At 41.0% G+C, this 17274-nt stretch carries 21 protein-coding genes and 1 pseudogene; 4 read left to right on the top strand and 18 right to left on the bottom strand.

What is annotated here, in order from left to right; genetic code table 11:
• Positions 1-205: 205 nt before the first annotated feature.
• The 10 genes from HMPREF0850_RS06820 to HMPREF0850_RS06775 all read right to left on the bottom strand — a co-directional run bounded on the left by HMPREF0850_RS06820 (position 206) and on the right by HMPREF0850_RS06775 (position 7748).
• Entirely contained in the window at positions 206-916 is a 711-nt protein-coding gene (locus HMPREF0850_RS06820) for an ABC transporter ATP-binding protein (RefSeq protein ID WP_000062212.1), read from the bottom strand.
• Complete coding sequence (locus HMPREF0850_RS06815; protein ID WP_001186019.1) at positions 916-1680, bottom strand: ABC transporter ATP-binding protein; 765 nt, start codon at positions 1678-1680, stop codon at positions 916-918. The genes HMPREF0850_RS06820 and HMPREF0850_RS06815 overlap by 1 nt, the downstream gene beginning before the upstream one ends.
• Positions 1680-2636 (bottom strand): branched-chain amino acid ABC transporter permease, encoded by a 957-nt coding sequence (locus HMPREF0850_RS06810; RefSeq protein WP_000856259.1) that lies wholly within the window; start codon positions 2634-2636, stop codon positions 1680-1682. Before HMPREF0850_RS06810 ends, HMPREF0850_RS06815 begins: the two co-directional genes overlap by 1 nt.
• Before the next feature lie 3 nt (positions 2637-2639).
• A complete protein-coding gene (locus tag HMPREF0850_RS06805) occupies positions 2640-3509 on the bottom strand; it encodes a branched-chain amino acid ABC transporter permease (protein ID WP_000941414.1) in 870 nt (289 codons plus the stop codon).
• Between the two features lie 118 nt (positions 3510-3627).
• Positions 3628-4788, bottom strand: a complete 1161-nt coding sequence (locus HMPREF0850_RS06800; RefSeq protein ID WP_000726138.1) for an ABC transporter substrate-binding protein — start codon at positions 4786-4788, stop codon at positions 3628-3630.
• Positions 4789-4874: 86 nt separating this feature from the next.
• Positions 4875-5144 carry a YlbG family protein gene (locus HMPREF0850_RS06795; protein WP_000462110.1) on the bottom strand — a complete coding sequence of 90 codons (270 nt, stop codon included), beginning with the start codon at positions 5142-5144 and terminating at the stop codon, positions 4875-4877.
• 78 nt (positions 5145-5222) lie between these two features.
• Complete coding sequence (gene clpP, locus HMPREF0850_RS06790) at positions 5223-5813, bottom strand: ATP-dependent Clp protease proteolytic subunit ClpP (RefSeq protein ID WP_000613470.1); 591 nt, start codon at positions 5811-5813, stop codon at positions 5223-5225.
• A 173-nt stretch (positions 5814-5986) separates the two neighbouring features.
• The gene (upp, locus tag HMPREF0850_RS06785; RefSeq protein WP_025168381.1) at positions 5987-6616 is read right to left on the bottom strand and encodes a uracil phosphoribosyltransferase; all 630 of its coding nucleotides are present in this window, start codon (positions 6614-6616) and stop codon (positions 5987-5989) included.
• 88 nt (positions 6617-6704) lie between these two features.
• On the bottom strand, positions 6705-7172 hold the full coding sequence (locus HMPREF0850_RS06780; protein WP_000136986.1) for a deoxycytidylate deaminase: 468 nt from the start codon (positions 7170-7172) through the stop codon (positions 6705-6707).
• Positions 7173-7190: 18 nt separating this feature from the next.
• Positions 7191-7748: a TetR/AcrR family transcriptional regulator gene (locus HMPREF0850_RS06775; RefSeq protein WP_000003903.1), complete on the bottom strand. Its 558-nt coding sequence runs from the start codon at positions 7746-7748 to the stop codon at positions 7191-7193.
• Positions 7749-7872: 124 nt separating this feature from the next.
• On the opposite strand from HMPREF0850_RS06775, the gene HMPREF0850_RS06770 reads away from it, so the two are divergent.
• The 4 genes from HMPREF0850_RS06770 to HMPREF0850_RS06755 are packed head-to-tail and all read left to right on the top strand — an operon-like array spanning position 7873 to position 10957.
• Complete coding sequence (locus HMPREF0850_RS06770; protein WP_000219944.1) at positions 7873-8718, top strand: DegV family protein; 846 nt, start codon at positions 7873-7875, stop codon at positions 8716-8718.
• Between the two features lie 56 nt (positions 8719-8774).
• Positions 8775-9956, top strand: coding sequence for an NAD(P)/FAD-dependent oxidoreductase (locus HMPREF0850_RS06765; protein ID WP_000680072.1), 1182 nt, complete (start codon positions 8775-8777; stop codon positions 9954-9956).
• A 13-nt stretch (positions 9957-9969) separates the two neighbouring features.
• Positions 9970-10491, top strand: coding sequence for a DUF1697 domain-containing protein (locus tag HMPREF0850_RS06760; protein WP_009013910.1), 522 nt, complete (start codon positions 9970-9972; stop codon positions 10489-10491).
• Positions 10492-10501: 10 nt separating this feature from the next.
• Positions 10502-10957 carry an 8-oxo-dGTP diphosphatase gene (locus HMPREF0850_RS06755; RefSeq protein ID WP_001081767.1) on the top strand — a complete coding sequence of 152 codons (456 nt, stop codon included), beginning with the start codon at positions 10502-10504 and terminating at the stop codon, positions 10955-10957.
• Positions 10958-11015: 58 nt separating this feature from the next.
• On the opposite strand, the gene HMPREF0850_RS06750 is transcribed toward HMPREF0850_RS06755, so the two are convergent.
• From HMPREF0850_RS06750 to HMPREF0850_RS06715, 8 genes and pseudogenes are all read right to left on the bottom strand, one after another.
• A complete protein-coding gene (locus tag HMPREF0850_RS06750) occupies positions 11016-11561 on the bottom strand; it encodes a GNAT family N-acetyltransferase (protein ID WP_009013909.1) in 546 nt (181 codons plus the stop codon).
• Between the two features lie 57 nt (positions 11562-11618).
• Positions 11619-12443: an ammonia-dependent NAD(+) synthetase gene (gene nadE / locus HMPREF0850_RS06745; RefSeq protein ID WP_000058052.1), complete on the bottom strand. Its 825-nt coding sequence runs from the start codon at positions 12441-12443 to the stop codon at positions 11619-11621.
• Positions 12440-13900 carry a nicotinate phosphoribosyltransferase gene (locus tag HMPREF0850_RS06740; RefSeq protein WP_000283155.1) on the bottom strand — a complete coding sequence of 487 codons (1461 nt, stop codon included), beginning with the start codon at positions 13898-13900 and terminating at the stop codon, positions 12440-12442. The genes nadE and HMPREF0850_RS06740 overlap by 4 nt, the downstream gene beginning before the upstream one ends.
• A 116-nt stretch (positions 13901-14016) precedes the next feature.
• Positions 14017-14504, bottom strand: a pseudogene (locus tag HMPREF0850_RS06735) (DUF6773 family protein).
• On the bottom strand, positions 14494-14967 hold the full coding sequence (locus HMPREF0850_RS06730) for a DUF6773 family protein (RefSeq protein WP_000797308.1): 474 nt from the start codon (positions 14965-14967) through the stop codon (positions 14494-14496). The pseudogene HMPREF0850_RS06735 and the gene HMPREF0850_RS06730 overlap by 11 nt, the downstream one beginning before the upstream one ends.
• Positions 14957-15166, bottom strand: coding sequence for a helix-turn-helix transcriptional regulator (locus HMPREF0850_RS06725; protein WP_001107503.1), 210 nt, complete (start codon positions 15164-15166; stop codon positions 14957-14959). Before HMPREF0850_RS06725 ends, HMPREF0850_RS06730 begins: the two co-directional genes overlap by 11 nt.
• 197 nt (positions 15167-15363) lie before the next feature.
• Positions 15364-15774, bottom strand: a complete 411-nt coding sequence (locus HMPREF0850_RS06720; protein ID WP_000281295.1) for a GNAT family N-acetyltransferase — start codon at positions 15772-15774, stop codon at positions 15364-15366.
• A gap of 100 nt (positions 15775-15874) precedes the next feature.
• Complete coding sequence (locus HMPREF0850_RS06715) at positions 15875-17239, bottom strand: amino acid permease (protein WP_000097710.1); 1365 nt, start codon at positions 17237-17239, stop codon at positions 15875-15877.
• Positions 17240-17274 lie beyond the last annotated feature (35 nt).

Below are 17274 nucleotides of genomic sequence, written 5' to 3'. Positions count from 1 at the left end.
TGCACAATCTCCATCTGTGACCTAAACTAGTCTCCCAGACTATATGAAAATTGCTTCCGCAACTCTCATCCACCGGCTAAAACAATCCAGTGGATTGGATGATTGCTTACGTAATCCTTATCTGTCGACTAAAAAGGTCCCCCGGACTATAGGGGAATTGCTGCGCAACTCTCATCCACCGACTAAAACAATCCACTAGATTGTTTTAGCCACCTAGATATGCTTTTCTGACTTCGTCTGATGCTGCGAGTTCTTTTCCTGTTCCTGATAGGACAATCTTGCCTGTTTCAAGTACATAACCACGATCAGAGATAGCAAGGGCCTTGTTAGCGTTCTGTTCAATTAGGAGAACCGTTGTTCCTTGCTTCTGAATATCTTGAATGATATCAAAAATTTCTTGGATAAAGATAGGAGCAAGTCCCATTGATGGCTCGTCCAAGAGAAGAAGCTTAGGCGTAGACATGAGAGCGCGTCCCATAGCCAGCATCTGCTGTTCACCACCTGAAAGGGTCGCCGCATCTTGGTTTTTGCGTTCTTCAAGACGTGGGAAGCGTGAGAAAACTTTTTTCAAGTTAGCTTGATTTTCTTCACGATTTCTCTTCAAGAAAGCTCCCATTTCTAGATTTTCCATAACAGTCAAACCCGGGAAAACATGGCGTCCCTCAGGAACTTGTGAAAGGCCACCTGCCACGATTTTTTGCGCTGGCATCTTTTGAATTTCTTTTCCTAAAAACTGAATTTTACCAGCACTTGGACGAACCAAACCTGAAAGGGTGCGAAGAATGGTTGTTTTACCAGCGCCATTGGCACCAATCAAGGAAACAACTTCACCTTCATTAACCTCGAAACTTACATCACGAACTGCTTGGATCATACCGTAATGCACAGAGAGGTTTTCAACTTTTAACATAGACATTAGGCTTCACCTCCTAGATAAGCTTCGATAACGCGTTTGTTGTTCTTGATCTCATCTGGAGTCCCATGAGCAATCAACCGACCATATTCAAGAACATAGATACGCTCAGTGACTTCCATAACCAAATTCATGTCATGTTCGATGAGCATGATGGTAATTTTAAATTCATCTTTGATACGACGGATCAATTCTGTCAATTCAGCTGTTTCTTGTGGATTCATCCCAGCTGCAGGTTCATCCAAAAAGAGGATTTTAGGTTCAGTTGCTAGAGCACGAACGATTTCTAATCGACGTTGTTGACCATAGGCCAGATTTTTAGCAAGTGTATCTGCATCGCCATCCAAATCAAAAATCTTCAACAAGCCCAAAGCTTTGCTTTTCAATTCTTCCTCATTCTTATAGAAAGCAGGCAAGCGTAGAAAGCTCGCAAGGACATGTTGTTTATGATGGTTACTAAATGCAATCAAAACATTTTCCAAAACTGTCAGATCCTTGAACAAACGAATATTTTGGAAAGTACGACTGAGTCCAAGTGAGGCAATCTTATAAGGAGTTTTCCCATTTAGGAGGTGACCATCTAGTGTCACCGTACCTTCACTTGGTTCATAAACACCCGTCAAGAGATTGAAAAGAGTTGTTTTACCAGCCCCGTTTGGTCCAATCAGACCAACCAACTCTCCCTCGTTCAATTCAAGAGTGACATCTCCAACAGCTGTTAGACCGCCAAAATGTTTGGTTAACTGTTTAACTTCAAGTAATGCCATTAGTTTTGTCCCTCCTTCTTCGATTTTTTAAAGAAACGTGATAGACTCAATTCCCATGTCCCAAGAAGTCCACCTGGTCTGAAAATCATGACCAATACAAGAGCCAAAGCATAGATGATCATACGTACGCTAGCTACATCTTGAAGGAGCATATTCAAAATTCCTAAAACAATCGCTGAAACGATGGTACCTGTAATAGAACCAAGTCCACCAAATACAACGATAATCAACACGTTGATGGAATTAATAAAGGTGTAATCTTTTGGCACAACAGATCCGATAAAACCAGCCTGAAGTGAACCAGCAATACTTGCTGTAATGGCACCAAAGACAAAAGCGATAATCTTGATCTTTGTAGTGTTTACCCCAATGGACTCTGCAGCAATCTCATCCTCACGAACAGATAGAGTAGAGCGTCCAATTGGACTACGTAAGAAGTTGAGGGTTGCAATAGTTGTGATAATTACAAAAAGATAAACCATCTGCCAGTTGGTAAAGTTTGGAATACCCAAGATACCAGCAGCACCGTTGGTCAAACTTCCACCATTAATGATAAAGATACGAATGATTTCTGAAACACCTAGTGTCGCAACAGCCAGGTAGTCTCCCTTCAAACGGAGTGTCGGGATTCCAACGAGCAAAGCGACTGCACCAGAAATCAAGGCACCCAAGAGCATTGCTCCAAAGAAGGCACCATAGGTTGGTGATTTTGAGCCAATAATCGCTGCTGCATAAGCTCCAATCGCCATAAAACCTGCATGACCAAGTGAGAATTGTCCTGAAAAACCGACAATTAAGTTCAGACCTACTGCAAGGATGATATTAATCCCAATTTGTTCTAAAATTTGGACATGGAATAGATTGAGAACACCAGCAGAAACCAGTACACTAATCAATCCATAACCTGCTAACAGAAGGAATAACCAGAGAATATTTACTTTAAGATTTGTCTTCATTGTTTACACCTTCTCTTTCACATTCTTGCCGAGGATACCTGCAGGACGAACAATCAGAATCAAAAGTAAGATTCCATATACGATAGCATCACGGAAATCAGACATACCGAAGGCAGTTGCAAAAGTTTCCAACAAGCCAATCACAAATCCCCCCAGAGCTGCACCAGGAATAATCCCGATACCTCCCAGTACGGCCGCAACGAATGATTTCAGACCTGGAGTCACACCCATCAACGGTTCAAGAGAGTTGTAGTAAAGGGCGATTAGGACACCTGCCGCTCCAGCAAGGGCTGAACCCAAAGCAAAAGTAAAGCTGATTGTACGATTTACATTAATTCCCATCAATTGAGCTGCGTCACTATCAACTGATACAGCACGCATCGCTTTACCCATTTTTGTTTTTTGAACAATCACTTGCAATAAAATCATCAAGAGTAAGGAAACTGCTAAAATCATTAACTGAACATTTGTTAAGCTGATTGGTCCTAAATCATAGCGAACTGTTTGAATGGCTTGAGGAAAGGCGCGAGTATTTGCACCGACCAAGTAGACCATTCCATATTCAAGTAGGAAAGACACTCCGATAGCAGTAATCAATACAGCAATACGCGTAGAATGTCGCAAAGGACGGTAGGCAAGAAACTCAATCACAACACCAAGTAGTGCAGTTCCTGCCATTGAAATAATCAAAGCTAAAAAGAAATCCATTTGGAAAGAATTAATCAAAAAGTAACCAATAAAAGCTCCCATCATATAAATATCACCGTGGGCGAAGTTGATGAGTTTGATAATTCCATAAACCATGGTATAACCCAGGGCCAAAAGTGCATAAACACTACCCAGAATTAAACCATTCACAAGTTGTTGGAGCATAGCATTCACTCTTTTCTATCATTATTTTTAGAAAATTTCTCAATTTTCACAAGTTCATAAACACCGAAACAGGGAGTGAGTCAAAGGCTCATTCCCTATTTCAGCTACTATTCTAATGTTATGGTTTTACAACTTCTGCTGCTTCCACTTTACCATTATTCATGGTCATCATGTAAGCAGTTTTCACTGTGTTGTGATCTGCATCAAAGCTCGTTTGACCAGTCACACCATCAAAGTCTTTGGTTTTAGCAAGGTTGTCCTTGATTTCACCTGAGTTTTTAGCACCTTTTGCAGCATTAGCTACTAGGTAAACTGAGTCATAGGCCAAAGCTGAGAATGTTGAAGGTTCTTCATTGTATTTAGCACGGTAGGCTTCAAGGAAAGCTTTAGCTTTTGCAGAAACATCAACTGTAGTTGAGAATCCTGAGATGAAGTAAATGTTTGATGCTCTTTCAGCAGTTGCTTGTTGAACAAATTCTTCACCGTTAAAGCCGTCACCACCAACGATTGGTTTATCAATTCCCATACCACGTGCTTGGTTTACGATTTTACCTGCTTCTGTGTAGTAACCTGGAACAACGATAGCGTCAAACTCTTTCCCTTTCATTTTAGTAAGGGCTGCTTGGAAGTCTGTATCACCTGCCACAAACGTTTCATCTGCTACAATCTCACCCTTGTAGGCTTCGCGGAAAGATTTAGCAATACCTTTAGCATAGTCACTAGCATTGTCCGTATAAAGAACAACCTTCTTAGCGTTCAATTTGTTTGTCACATAGTTTGAAATAATCTTCCCTTGGAAGCTATCTTGGAAAGTTCCGATAAATAGATATTCTTGACCTTTGGTCAATCCATCTTGAGTCGCACTTGGTGAGATCAATGGCACTCCTGCTTGAGTAGCGTTGGCTACAGCCGCAGCAGTTGCACCAGATGTCGCAGGTCCTACGATAGCTGTAACTTTTGATTGGGTAACTAGGTTAGTTGTAACAGAGGCAGCCTCAGCAGTTTCAGATTTGTTATCTTTATCCACAACTTCGATTTGTTTTCCATCGATACCACCTGCAGCATTGATTTCATCAACAGCAAGTTGGGCACCTTTTTGTTCAGAAGTACCATAGGCAGCTACAGCACCTGTTTCTTCAAAGTTAAAACCGATTTTAATAGTCTTTTCGTCTACTGGGTTACCAGTTGTATTTGACGCTCCTGACTTGACCTCTCCACAGGCAGCGAGAAGGGCCACACTAGCAAGAGCCACAAAAGATAGGGCAAATTTTTTCTTCATGTTAATCTCCTTATAGTTGTTTCAAAAATAGTATGTTAAGAATATACCGAATTATCAGAAAATTGTCAACACATTTATCTCATTTTTTAAATGATAACGTTTTCCTCAGTGCGATAGAGATTGCCAACAAAGGGAGTTTCTAACTCTTGAATGTGGCAACGTCTTATTTTTTTGATAAATCTTTCCTTACCTAATCTCTCAACTAAGTCATCTAGCTCCTCAGTTGGAACATAGAGCTGCAAGTAACGATGTCTTTTGGAATGGTAACAGATATCACCGTATTCCTGAAGTTTTTTTGCATCTCGATTATAGTAAAGATAGATGATTAATCCTGATCGATTTGTTTTTTCAAACATGAGGGATCCTCTTTCTAAGAAATCTTCCCCTATTATACCAAAAAAAGCAAACTCCGTCGAGTTTGCTTTCTAGGTTGCTTAGCTCAAAGAATTGTTGGCCATGATTTCATCAATGAAGCCATATTCGAGCGTTTCTTGGGCACTCATCCAGTAATCACGTTCAGCATCTGCATGAATTTGCTCAACTGATTTACCTGAGTTAGTCGCAAGGATTTGCTCCAAAGTCTTACGAGTTTTGAGCAAGTGTTCTGCAGCGATTGCCATATCTGTTTGTTGGGTACCACCACCTGTACCACCCATTGGTTGGTGAATCATGTACTCTGCATTTGGAAGCATGAAGCGTTTGCCTTTTGCACCACTTGATGCAATAACAGTCCCCATAGATGCAGCCATTCCCATAACGATTGTTTGGACATCTGCCTTGATAAAGTTCATGGTATCAACGATTGCCAAACCAGCTGAAACAGAACCTCCAGGTGTGTTGACATAAAGGTAAATATCTTTTGTGCTGTCTTGGGCATCCAAGAAGAGCAACTGGGCAATAACTGAGTTGGCCATATTATCTTCGACTGGCCCAGTTAGCATGATGATGCGGTCTTTCAGAAGACGAGAGTAAATGTCATAGGAACGTTCTCCACGGCTTGTTTGTTCAATAACTACAGGAATCATTCATTTCTCCTTTTAATGTTGAATTTTCTTAGTCATGCGACTCAATACAGAACTATTATATCTTTTTGGTCAAAAAAGGTCAAATTTTTGCTCTATACTATCGACAGAAACAAAAACTCAACCTCCTTTCAAAACTGAAACTAACCCTCAGTCTCAATGTTTACTTTGGAATTTTATTTGGTACCGAACAAGCGGTCTCCCGCGTCCCCAAGTCCTGGGACAATATAGCCATGTTCATTCAAGTGCTCGTCCAAAGCTGCTGTAAAGATTTCTACATCTGGGTGAGCTCCTTGAAGAGCCTTCACTCCTTCTGGAGCAGCTACTAGGCAGACAAACTTGATATTTGATGCACCACGTTTTTTAAGGGAATCTACGGCCAAGATTGCTGATCCACCTGTTGCAAGCATTGGATCAACGACAAAGATTTGACGTTGATCAATATCTTCAGGCAATTTCACCAAGTATTCAACTGGCTGAAGGGTTTCTTCATCACGGTACATACCGATGTGTCCAACTTTTGCTGCTGGAACCAAGCTCAAGAGCCCATCTACCATCCCGATACCTGCACGCAAGATTGGGACAATCGCCAATTTTTTACCAGCCAATTGTTTTTGAACGGTCTTTGTGATAGGCGTTTCGATTTCCACGTCTTCAAGTGGAAGATCACGAAGTACTTCATATCCCATCAACATTGCAATCTCATCTACTAGCTCACGAAAAGCTTTTGTAGAAGTGTCTGTACGACGCAAGATTGACAATTTATGTTGAATGAGTGGATGATTAATGACTTCAAGTTTTCCCATTTTCTGAATTCCTTCTTTCAATTTATTCTTCTTATTATATCAAAAAACGGTTTAAAAAGCTTTCTAAACCATTTATTTTTATTAATTTTTAAATCAAATCTGCCTCTTGAAGAGCTGTCTGAACAGTCTCTAATGGCAAATGGGTCAACTCGGTGCCTTTTTCATGATAAAGGTACTGGGCATAGTCATCCATTCGGTACTGGTTGATATAAACCACACGCTTGCAACCAACTTGTAGCAGTTGTTTTGTACAGTTCAGACAAGGAAAATGGGTCACATAGGCTGTAAAACCCTTTGGAACCCCTCGTTCGGCTCCTTGCAAGATGGCATTGACCTCGGCGTGAAGGGTACGGACACAGTGTCCTTCAATGACTAGACATTCGTGGTCAATACAGTGCTCCGTTCCTGATACTGAACCATTGTAGCCTGTTGAAATGACTTTATTGTCCTTAACTAGGACAGCTCCCACCTTGGCACGTTTACAGGTCGAACGATTAGCAATCAGTAAAGCCTGGGCTGCAAAATACTCATCCCAAGCCAGTCTTTTTTCTGTCATAAGTCTTCTCCTTGTCCTCTATTTTTTGAAAAATGGCAAGCGTAAGTCTGCAATCTTTTCAGCTGGAACCTTCATTCCATCCTTGATCCATTTGAGCAGAACTGATACGATAGCAGAACTCCAAAACGAATGAAGGTAGCTGCTGACACCTTTTGATTTTCCGTGGTATTTTTCCAGAAATTCCTGCATAGCTTGGACAAAAATCTTTTCCAAGTGATAGTCCAGAGCAAGTTGGATAATCTTGGCTTCTTTCTTAGCCGCTCGAAAAAGATGCACCCAGACCAGATAAAGATCGGTTTTAACATCGTAATGACTCAATTGTTCCATGATATTGTGAACGCTACGTTTAAAGACGCTTTCTAAAATCGCTTCCTTAGAGTCATAATTGCGATAGAAGGCAGCACGAGAGACACCTGCCCGCTTGACCAACTCTGAAATGCTGATCTTGGCCATGTCCTTTTTCTCCAGTAATTGCAAAAGCGCTGTTTCAATCGCTTCTCTGGTTAAAAAATTAGATTCTTGATTTGATTTCCTGAGATTTTCAAGAGATTTTTCAGATATTTTTCGTTCAGACATAACAATTTCTTTCTATTTGTGACAACAGAAGGGTAATACTTTTGTTTCAAGGGCTTTCATGATATAATTGTAAAAAAAGACAGAACCTTTGTCAATGTATAAGTGACAAAGACGGAGAATTTCTATGACTTGGAAGATTGTAGCTGACTCTGGTTGTGATTATCGTCAACTAGCAACTCCTGCTATTGATACTGAATTCATCAGTGTACCATTAACCATTCAAGTAGCTGATCAGGTCTTTATCGATGATGCTAATCTCGACATTGATCACATGATGGAAACCATGTATGCGACTTCTGAGGCTTCAAAATCAGCTTGCCCTAGTCCTGATGATTACTTGAGAGCATTCAAAGGTGCCAAACATATCTTTGTTGTTACCATCACTGGTACCCTTTCTGGTAGTCATAATAGTGCACAACTCGCTAAAAACATTTATCTTGAAGACAATCCTGACACACAGATTCATGTCATCGACACTTTGTCTGCTGGTGGTGAGGTTGACCTGATTATAGAAAAAATCAATGACTTGATTGACCAAGGACTTTCTTTTGAAGAAATTGTTGAAGCTATTACGGCTTACCAAGAAAAAACAAAATTGCTCTTTGTCCTCGCTAAAGTTGATAACTTGGTTAAAAATGGTCGTTTGAGTAAGCTTATTGGTACAGTTGTTGGCCTTCTCAACATCCGTATGGTCGGGGAAGCTAGTGAAACAGGAACATTGGAGCTACTACAAAAAGCCCGTGGTCCAAAAAAATCCCTTCAAGCAGCCTATGAAGAAATCATCAAAGCTGGTTATGCTGGGGGCCGTGTCGTGATGGCTCACCGTAGCAATAAAAAATTCTGTCAGCAGCTGTCAGAACGCTTGCTGGAAACATTCCCACAGGCCAATATCAAAATCCTCCCAACTTCTGGTCTCTGCAGTTTTTATGCAGAAGATGGTGGTCTGTTGATAGGATACGAAATTGACTAAAATCTTTACCATAAGAGATGCCAGGCATCTCTTATTTTTTGTGGTAAAATAGAGTTATGAAACATTTTGATACTATTGTCATCGGCGGAGGCCCTTCTGGCATGATGGCTACGATTTCTAGTAGCTTTTACGGGCAGAAAACTCTCCTTGTCGAAAAAAATCGCAAACTTGGAAAAAAATTAGCTGGAACTGGCGGTGGTCGCTGCAACGTAACCAATAACGGAAGCTTAGATGATCTACTAGCTGGAATTCCAGGAAATGGGCGCTTTCTATACAGTGTCTTTTCCCAGTTTGATAACCATGATATCATCAACTTTTTTACAGAAAATGGAGTCAAACTAAAGGTTGAGGACCACGGACGCGTTTTTCCAGCGACGGACAAATCCCGAACCATTATCGAAGCTTTGGAAAAGAAAATTGCAGAGCTGGGCGGTCAGATTGCTACTCAAACAGAAATTGTTTCGGTTAAAAAGATAGACGACCAGTTTGTCCTCAAGTCCGCAGACCAAACTTTCACTTGTGACAAACTGATTGTCACAACAGGTGGTAAATCTTATCCTTCTACTGGTTCGACTGGTTTTGGACACGAGATTGCCCGCCATTTTAAGCACACTGTGACCGAACTTGAGGCCGCTGAAAGTCCTTTATTAACAGATTTTCCACACAAAGCGCTTCAGGGGATTTCGCTGGACGATGTGACCCTAAGCTATGGCAAGCATGTTTTCACCCACGACCTGCTCTTTACCCACTTTGGTCTATCAGGTCCAGCAGCCCTGCGCTTGTCTAGCTTTGTCAAAGGTGGGGAGGTTATTTCACTGGATGTTTTGCCTCAACTTTCTGATAGCTATTTGATGACATTTTTAGAAGAAAACCGTGAAAAATCCTTGAAAAATGCTTTAAAAACTTTGCTTCCAGAACGCTTGGCAGAATTTTTGGTGCAAGGCTATCCTGACAAAGTCAAACAGCTGACTGAGAAAGAACGGGAACAACTTCTCCAGTCCATCAAGGCCCTCAAAATCCCTGTCACTGGCAAAATGTCTCTGGCTAAGTCCTTCGTCACCAAAGGAGGCGTCAGTCTTAAGGAAATCAATCCTAAAACCCTTGAAAGTAAGCTAGTCTCTGGGCTCCACTTTGCTGGAGAGGTTCTAGACATCAATGCCCACACAGGTGGCTTTAATATCACTTCTGCCCTCTGTACCGGCTGGGTGGCAGGCTCAAATCCAATAGATATCAAATAAGAAAGGAAGTCCTTTGGAACATATTATTTTACTAAGAGGCGTTACTCCTAATGGAAAAAATGCTATCCCGAAAATGTCTTATTTGGCGGATATTTTAACAGAAGCTGGGTTTCAATACGTTCGAACCTATATTCAAAGTGGGAATATCATTCTTGAAAGTGACTTAGATTTAGAAGAAATACGAGAACGCATTCATACTCTGATAAAGGAAAAAATTGGAGCTGACTTAAAAATGGTTATCAAGAATAAGGACGATTTTGAAAAGATTGTTCAAGAGAACCCATTTAAAGATGACTATCTTCATGATCGTGTACATGTGATTCTTTATCAGGGATTTATCCAAAGCCTGCCATTAGAAAATTTGAAAGCTGACTACGGTGAGGAAGAAATTTGTGTAGGCGATCACTGTCTCTACCTCTATCTCCCTAGAACTGCAAAACGAAAAAAGCTCAATACCAACTATCTTGAAAAACTTTTTGGCGTGGATTTGACCATGCGAAAGTTAAACGTCGTGGAAAAGTTACTAACAAAATAGGAAAAACAATATGAACAGACGAGAATTAGTCGAATTTGTCAACATGTGCATGATTAAAAACGGAAACAAAGTTCTAGTTCAAAATCGAGTTAGTCCCGACTGGCCCGGCATCACTTTTCCTGGTGGTCATGTAGAGCGTGGGGAATCTTTTACCGATGCAGTTATCAGAGAAGTCAAGGAAGAAACTGGACTAACCATATCCAAACCTCAACTTTGTGGTATCAAAGACTGGTACGATGACGAGGATTACCGCTCTGTCGTCCTTTTTTACAAGACAGAACACTTTACTGGTGAACTCCAATCTTCAGATGAAGGTACTGTTTGGTGGGAAGAATTTGAAAATCTGTCTCATCTGAAACTTGCAACTAAGGATATGTCAGACATGCTGCGTGTTTTTTTAGAAGACGATTTAAGTGATTTCTTTTACTACAAAGACGGTGACGACTGGCTTTATGAGTTAAAATAAAAGAGCAGAAAAAATGACCTGAGCTTCAAAAGTTAACTTTTGAAGCTCAGGTCATTTCTTAGTTCTTTTTAATCTGATAATAAATAAGGTCCGCAACGTAGTCTTTTCTCTCCACACCATTGGTAATGGTTTTTAGATAAGACATTCCCGCTTTTTCCATCACACGGCCTGAAGCTGGGTTGAGACTGGCGTAACGAGCTCTGACTTTTTGAAAGCCTGCTTGAGTAAAACAAAAGTCTAACACAGCTGTCATGGCCTCCGTCATCATACCACGACCCCAATAATTTTTTCCTAAAATATACCCAACCTCACAGCTAGAGTCGATCTCATCCATTGCAACGATGCTGATATCTCCAATCACTTGCTCTGGGTTTTCCTTTAGACAAATGGCCCATTTGTAATAGTTGGGATTGGTATAGGAGGCAACCCAATTTCGAATCGAGTTTCGAGTCACCTCGACATCAGGATGGGGATCCCAGCTGACATAGGTCAGATTCTCAGCAGACGAAGCCCAATTTTGAAACATGGCTTCCGCATCACTCTCCACAAATCTTCTCAAAATCAAACGGTCTGTCTGTAATATTTGCGTACTGATTGCTTTCATAATGTTACCTCGCTTTCTCATTTCTAGGCTCAGGGTAAAAACCTCCACTGGAGGTTTTTACTCCCAGAAGTCATCAAATACGGTGATTGGTAGGTGGCGTTTGTGTTGTCCTTTATGCCACCAGTTTTCAATAATCGCTTGAGCTTCTGGGCTGATTGTTTTGCCTTCTAGGTAGTCGTCAATCTCTTCATAAGTGACTCCGAGGGCGACTTCGTCTGCAATACCTGGTTTGTCTTCTTCTAGGTCTGCTATTGGGATTTTTTCATAAAGGGCTGGGTCTGCACCAAGCTCCTTCAAGAGTTGTTTTCCTTGGCGTTTATTGAGGCGGTAAAGAGGGAGAATGTCTGCACCACCGTCACCAAACTTGGTAAAAAAGCCTGTGATATTTTCCGCGGCATGGTCTGTTCCAATGACCGCTCCGCTATGGGCACCTGCAAGGGCATATTGGGCAATCATACGACTACGAGCTTTAATATTTCCCTTGTTAAAGTCTGAAACAGGACTTCCTGTCGCTTCAACTGCAGCTGTCATGGCATCAGCTGATTCCTTGATATTCACAATCAAGCTGACATCTGGCTGGATGAAAGCGAGGGCTTTTTGAGCGTCTGCTTCATCAGCTTGCACTCCGTATGGCAGGCGGATAGCGATAAATTGGTAGCTGTCATCTCCTGTCTCTGCCCGCATTTCTTCCATAGCTAATTGCGCCAAGCGCCCTGCTAAGGTTGAGTCTTGTCCTCCAGAAATACCTAGTACAAAAGTTTTAAGGAAGGGGTGTTTTTTCAAGTATCTTTTTAAGAAATCAATCGAAAGACGAATTTCTTCCTGGGCATCGATTACTGGTTTGACACCCAATTGCTGGATAATGGTCTCTTGCAAACTCATTCTTCCTCTCCTTCACCAAGGGCTTCCTTGCGCATCTTATCAATCAAGTCCATCTTGTCTTGCCAAATATCACGCGCCAAGTCCACTGGATAATGTTGCGGATTGAGTACCCGTTTATACTCATCCCAAAGCTTGTCAAATTCCTTACGTGCATAGGCCTGAATCTCAGTCAAACTAGGCAAGCTATAAACTAATGTTCCTTCTTTGAAAATATCCACCAAGAGAGGAACGGCATCAAAATTACGAACGGTCTTTTTGATGTAGGTATAAGTTGGATGGAACATCTTGATTTCTATCATGCCACTCACATCCACACCATCATAAGTGATGTAGTCACCTTCTGACTTGCCTTTTTCACGACTAGTAATGCGCCATACCTGCTTCTTACCTGGGGTCGATACTTTTTCAGCATTGCTTGAAAGCTTGATGGTATTGCGCATCTTACCAGTTTCATCTTCGATAGCTACAATCTTATAAACTGCCCCAAGAGCTGGCTGGTCATAGGCCGTAATCAGCTTGGTACCCACCCCCCAGACATCAATCTTGGCGTGTTGCATTTTGAGGTTAAGGATGGTATTTTCATCGAGGTCATTGGAAGCGTAAATTTTGGCATCTGGATATCCAGCCTCATCTAACTGTTGGCGAACTTTCTTGGAAATATAGGCTATATCCCCTGAGTCGATACGAACGCCTTTAAAATTAATCTTGTCTCCCAGTTCACGCGCTACCTGAATGGCAGCTGGCACACCGATACGCAACGTATCATAAGTATCTACTAGAAAGACACAGTCACGATGGGTTGAAGCATAGGCCTTGAAGGCTTCATAGTCGTTTCCATAAACCTGTACCAAGGCATGAGCGTGGGTTCCTAAGACAGGAATTCCAAAGAGTTTCCCTGCTCGCACATTACTAGTACCATTGGCTCCACCAATCACTGCTGCGCGTGTTCCCCAGATAGCTGCATCCATTTCTTGCGCACGACGTGTCCCGAACTCCATCAAGGGTTCATCCTCAATGACCGAACGAATACGTGCTGCCTTGGTCGCTATCAAGGTTTGAAAGTTAACGATGTTTAAGAGAGCCGTTTCAACCAACTGGCATTGGGCAAGAGGGCCTTCCACCTGCACAATCGGCTCATTAGCAAAAACCAAGTCCCCTTCCTGAGCAGAACGAACCGTTAGTTCTAACTTGAGATTTCGTAGGTAATCCAAGAATTCTCCATGATACCCAAGCGTCTCCAAGTAGTCAATATCGCTATCTGAAAAGCGCAAGTCTTTAAGATAATGTACAATTCTTTCCAAGCCAACGAAAACTGCATAGCCGTTCTGAAAAGGTTGCTGGCGGAAATAAACTTCAAAGACCGCCTTTTTATTGTGAATTCCTTGGTCAAAGTAAACTTGCATCATGTTAATCTGGTACAAGTCCGTGTGCAATGTCAAACTATCATCTGGATACATCTGTTTTCCTTCTTCCTACTTTACAAAGGTATGAACGTATTCTACAACTTTCACACCATCCGATAAATTAGTACTATTATAACACATTTTACCGAGATTGATAAAAAGCTAACAAGCTATTCTCCATTCTCCAGTTCATCCATATCTTGCTCAAACTTTTTTTGAGCCCATTCGCCATAACTTTTAAGGCCGAGATTGCCGATAAAAACCCAAGGAAGGTAGATCAGATAAGTGATGGCCCAAGCAGACAAATATTTAAGGTTCAGAGGATTGTGCTGATAAATTTCGATATTGAATTGATAATTCTCCAACATCAAGAGAGTCGTAATAGCGAGAGTTACCAGCAAACACCCTACAATCGTAAAATGAAAACGACTATAGTAGATCACTCCAAGTTGTCGTGCACGATTGAAAAAGAAGAAAATTCCTAAAAGAAGGGTAACCAGAAGAATATTAGAATTAAAAAGAGCAGGTGCTAATACAGCCACCAAATAACTTAGCAGAATGAGCCCGATAAACACATTAAAAGACTCTGTCCCAGCTTTGTTAATCAGTTGTTCTTCTCTTTCGTCTAATAATTGATAATAAAAAATCTATTTTTCATCTTCTTCCTCCCAAACTTGCTGATTTCTGCGATTCAAGTATAGGATAACTCTATCCATAGAAAAACTCCCAACGAGATAGATGATAACTGCTAGAAGCACTTTTAGGGTGTACTTCCAAGTCAATAGATTGACCAATTCCTCGCGATTGCCTACGATATCAATCAATAAAATCACTATAGAAAATCCCAAAGCAGATAAAATTCTTTCTTTTCCAGTATTCTCAACAATATCTCGAATATCAATTCCAACATACATGCGGCGAATAATGGCATACAAACCGACTCCAATCAATAAAAGTAATTCTGGTAAATAGGACAAAAGTGTTAAATTGAAAATATAAACTTTGGCAAAAATTTCCAGTGCCAAAAATAGGCACATTCCCAAGAGAATTTCTCCTGAAATGTTTCCGTCCAATTTTTCCGTACGTTCATCTTTGATCACAAGTTTTTTTCTATTTTTCATCTTCTTCCTCCCAAAATAATTGATCTAATGTTTTTCCTAAGCGTCTGCAAATGGACTGGCAAAGGGAGAGACTAGGATTGTATTTCCCAGCTTCAATCAAGCCTATAGTCTGCCTAGTAACACCCACAGCTTCTGCCAAATCCCCTTGTGTTAAATCACGCTCCACCCGAGCTAATTTTAATTTTAAATTTTTAGCCACTAGCGTCCTCCTTCACATTTTTAAAAAGTTGCGCTTCTTTTAAAAACATTATACCATATATCTAACTAAATGCAATATATAAATGTCATTTTGTAAGATTTTATTAACAAAAAACTCTCTATCATCTTACATGATAAAGAGTATTCGTTATTTTTTGCTACTTAGCTGAGCTCCTCTTCAAAGGAAAGAAGTCTAGGTCACAAATCCTTTTGGTAATAATATCTTTGTCCTGTATAGGGATAGTCTTGCAAGGTAAAAACTTCCTTGTAGCCATGACTTAGATAAAAATCTGGCGCTTGAAACTGGTAAGTATTCACAAAAGCAAAACGACAGTTTCGATTCTTGGCTTCATTTTCTGCTTGCTGCAGTAGTTTCGAACCGATTCCTTGTCCTCGTAGCTCCTCTTTCACAAACAAATATTCGATTTCCAGCCAATTTCCAAAAGTCTCAGCTACTAAGCCTGCCATAAGATTGCCCTTTTCGTCTTCGAGATAAAGATTCAGTGGCTCGCTTGCAGCCTCTTCTCTCTTGGAACGATTATAAGCACGAATTTGATTCCCGATTTCTTGCGCTTTATGCGACTCCTTATTTTCCAATCTAAGGTACATTCAAACCTCCTAATAAACTACTACAGCTTGATTATAATCTTATTTCGATAGACTGTCAAACAAGAAAAAACTCACCAAGCTGAGTTGATGAGTTCATGATTTATTTTCTAAATTTCCACTGGCTATAAATCCCAAAAACAAGAATCCAGATGGCTGAACCAACTGCCCCCATGAAAGTAGACTCTTGCAAAAAGAGAGTCACAAAAACAAAGACAAAAAAGAGGATGGTTAGGGGATTGAGCAAGCGATACTGAGGCATAAGGTAGCCATCAGCCATGAAATCTTGTGACTTGCGGTATTTGAGATGGGCTACCATAATCAAGATATAAATCGCGATGTAAACACCTGATGAGGATGCGGTGATCAAAGCAAAAGCATCTGAAACACCTGGTAGCACGTTGATAAAGGCTGCCAGAGCAATCAAGATCGCTGAGGCAATGATGGCATTTTGTGGAACATTGTGGCGAGAAAGGGTATCGACCTTAATGGCCTTTAAGAAACGATTTGGTGAATCATGGGCAATCTGATATAAGTGTCTCCCTGTTGAGTAGAGAGTTGAGTTAAGAGCAGACGCCGCTGATGTCAAGACAACAAAGTTGATTAGAGCCGCTGCCCACTTGATCCCTGCCAGTTCAAAAACCGTTACAAATGGAGAATCTGAAGAATTAAGATAAGACCAAGGAATAATGGCCATAATCGCAATGAGAGCTCCCCCGTAGAAGAAGATAATTCTGAGAGGAATTTCCTTAACAGCTTTGGGCAAGACCTGACGAGGGTTCTTTGTTTCAGAAGTTGTCACCCCGATAAACTCAATCATAAGATAGGCAAAAAATACCATTTGAAAGGCCATGACAAAGTTCATAACTCCATTTGGAAAAAGAGAGAACTGGTCGCTGATATTTGCCAAACTTGCAACACCATGAGGTGTCTTAAAGCCCGTCAAAACCATAAAGACCCCAGTGGCAATCATGGCTAAAATCGCCACAATCTTGACCATAGCAAACCAAAACTCGACTTCTCCAAAGAGCTTAACCGCAATCAAGTTGACCAAAGCCAAAATCGTTAAAAAGACAAGCTGAATCATCCAGCTAGGCCAGGTAGGGAACCAGAAGCGGACATAGTCTGAGATGGCAGTGATTTCTGCCATACCGATAAAGACAACAGACAACCAATAAGACCAAACTGAGAAATATCCCCAGCCTTTCCCCAAATGACGGGTGATAAAGTTGATAAAGGTATGCTGTTCTGGATCCTGATACAGCATCTCCCCAACAGCCCTCATCATCAAAAACATAAAGGCTCCTGTGATCATATAAATCAGAATGATCGAAGGTCCTGTAAGGCTGATAGAGCGACCAGCACCTAGGAAAAGTCCGGTTCCGATTGTTCCCGCAATGGCCATCACCTGAACATGGCGATTGGTTAAACCACGCTCCATTTTATTTTTCTTCTTATTTGAACTCATATAGTCTCCTATTTATCCAAAAAACCAAAAAGGAG

The organism is Streptococcus sp. M143, from assembly GCF_000162495.1.
Lineage (GTDB): Bacteria > Bacillota > Bacilli > Lactobacillales > Streptococcaceae > Streptococcus > Streptococcus dentisani.
Note: the sequence above shows the minus strand (reverse complement) of the source record. Positions and strands in the feature narration are given on the sequence as shown.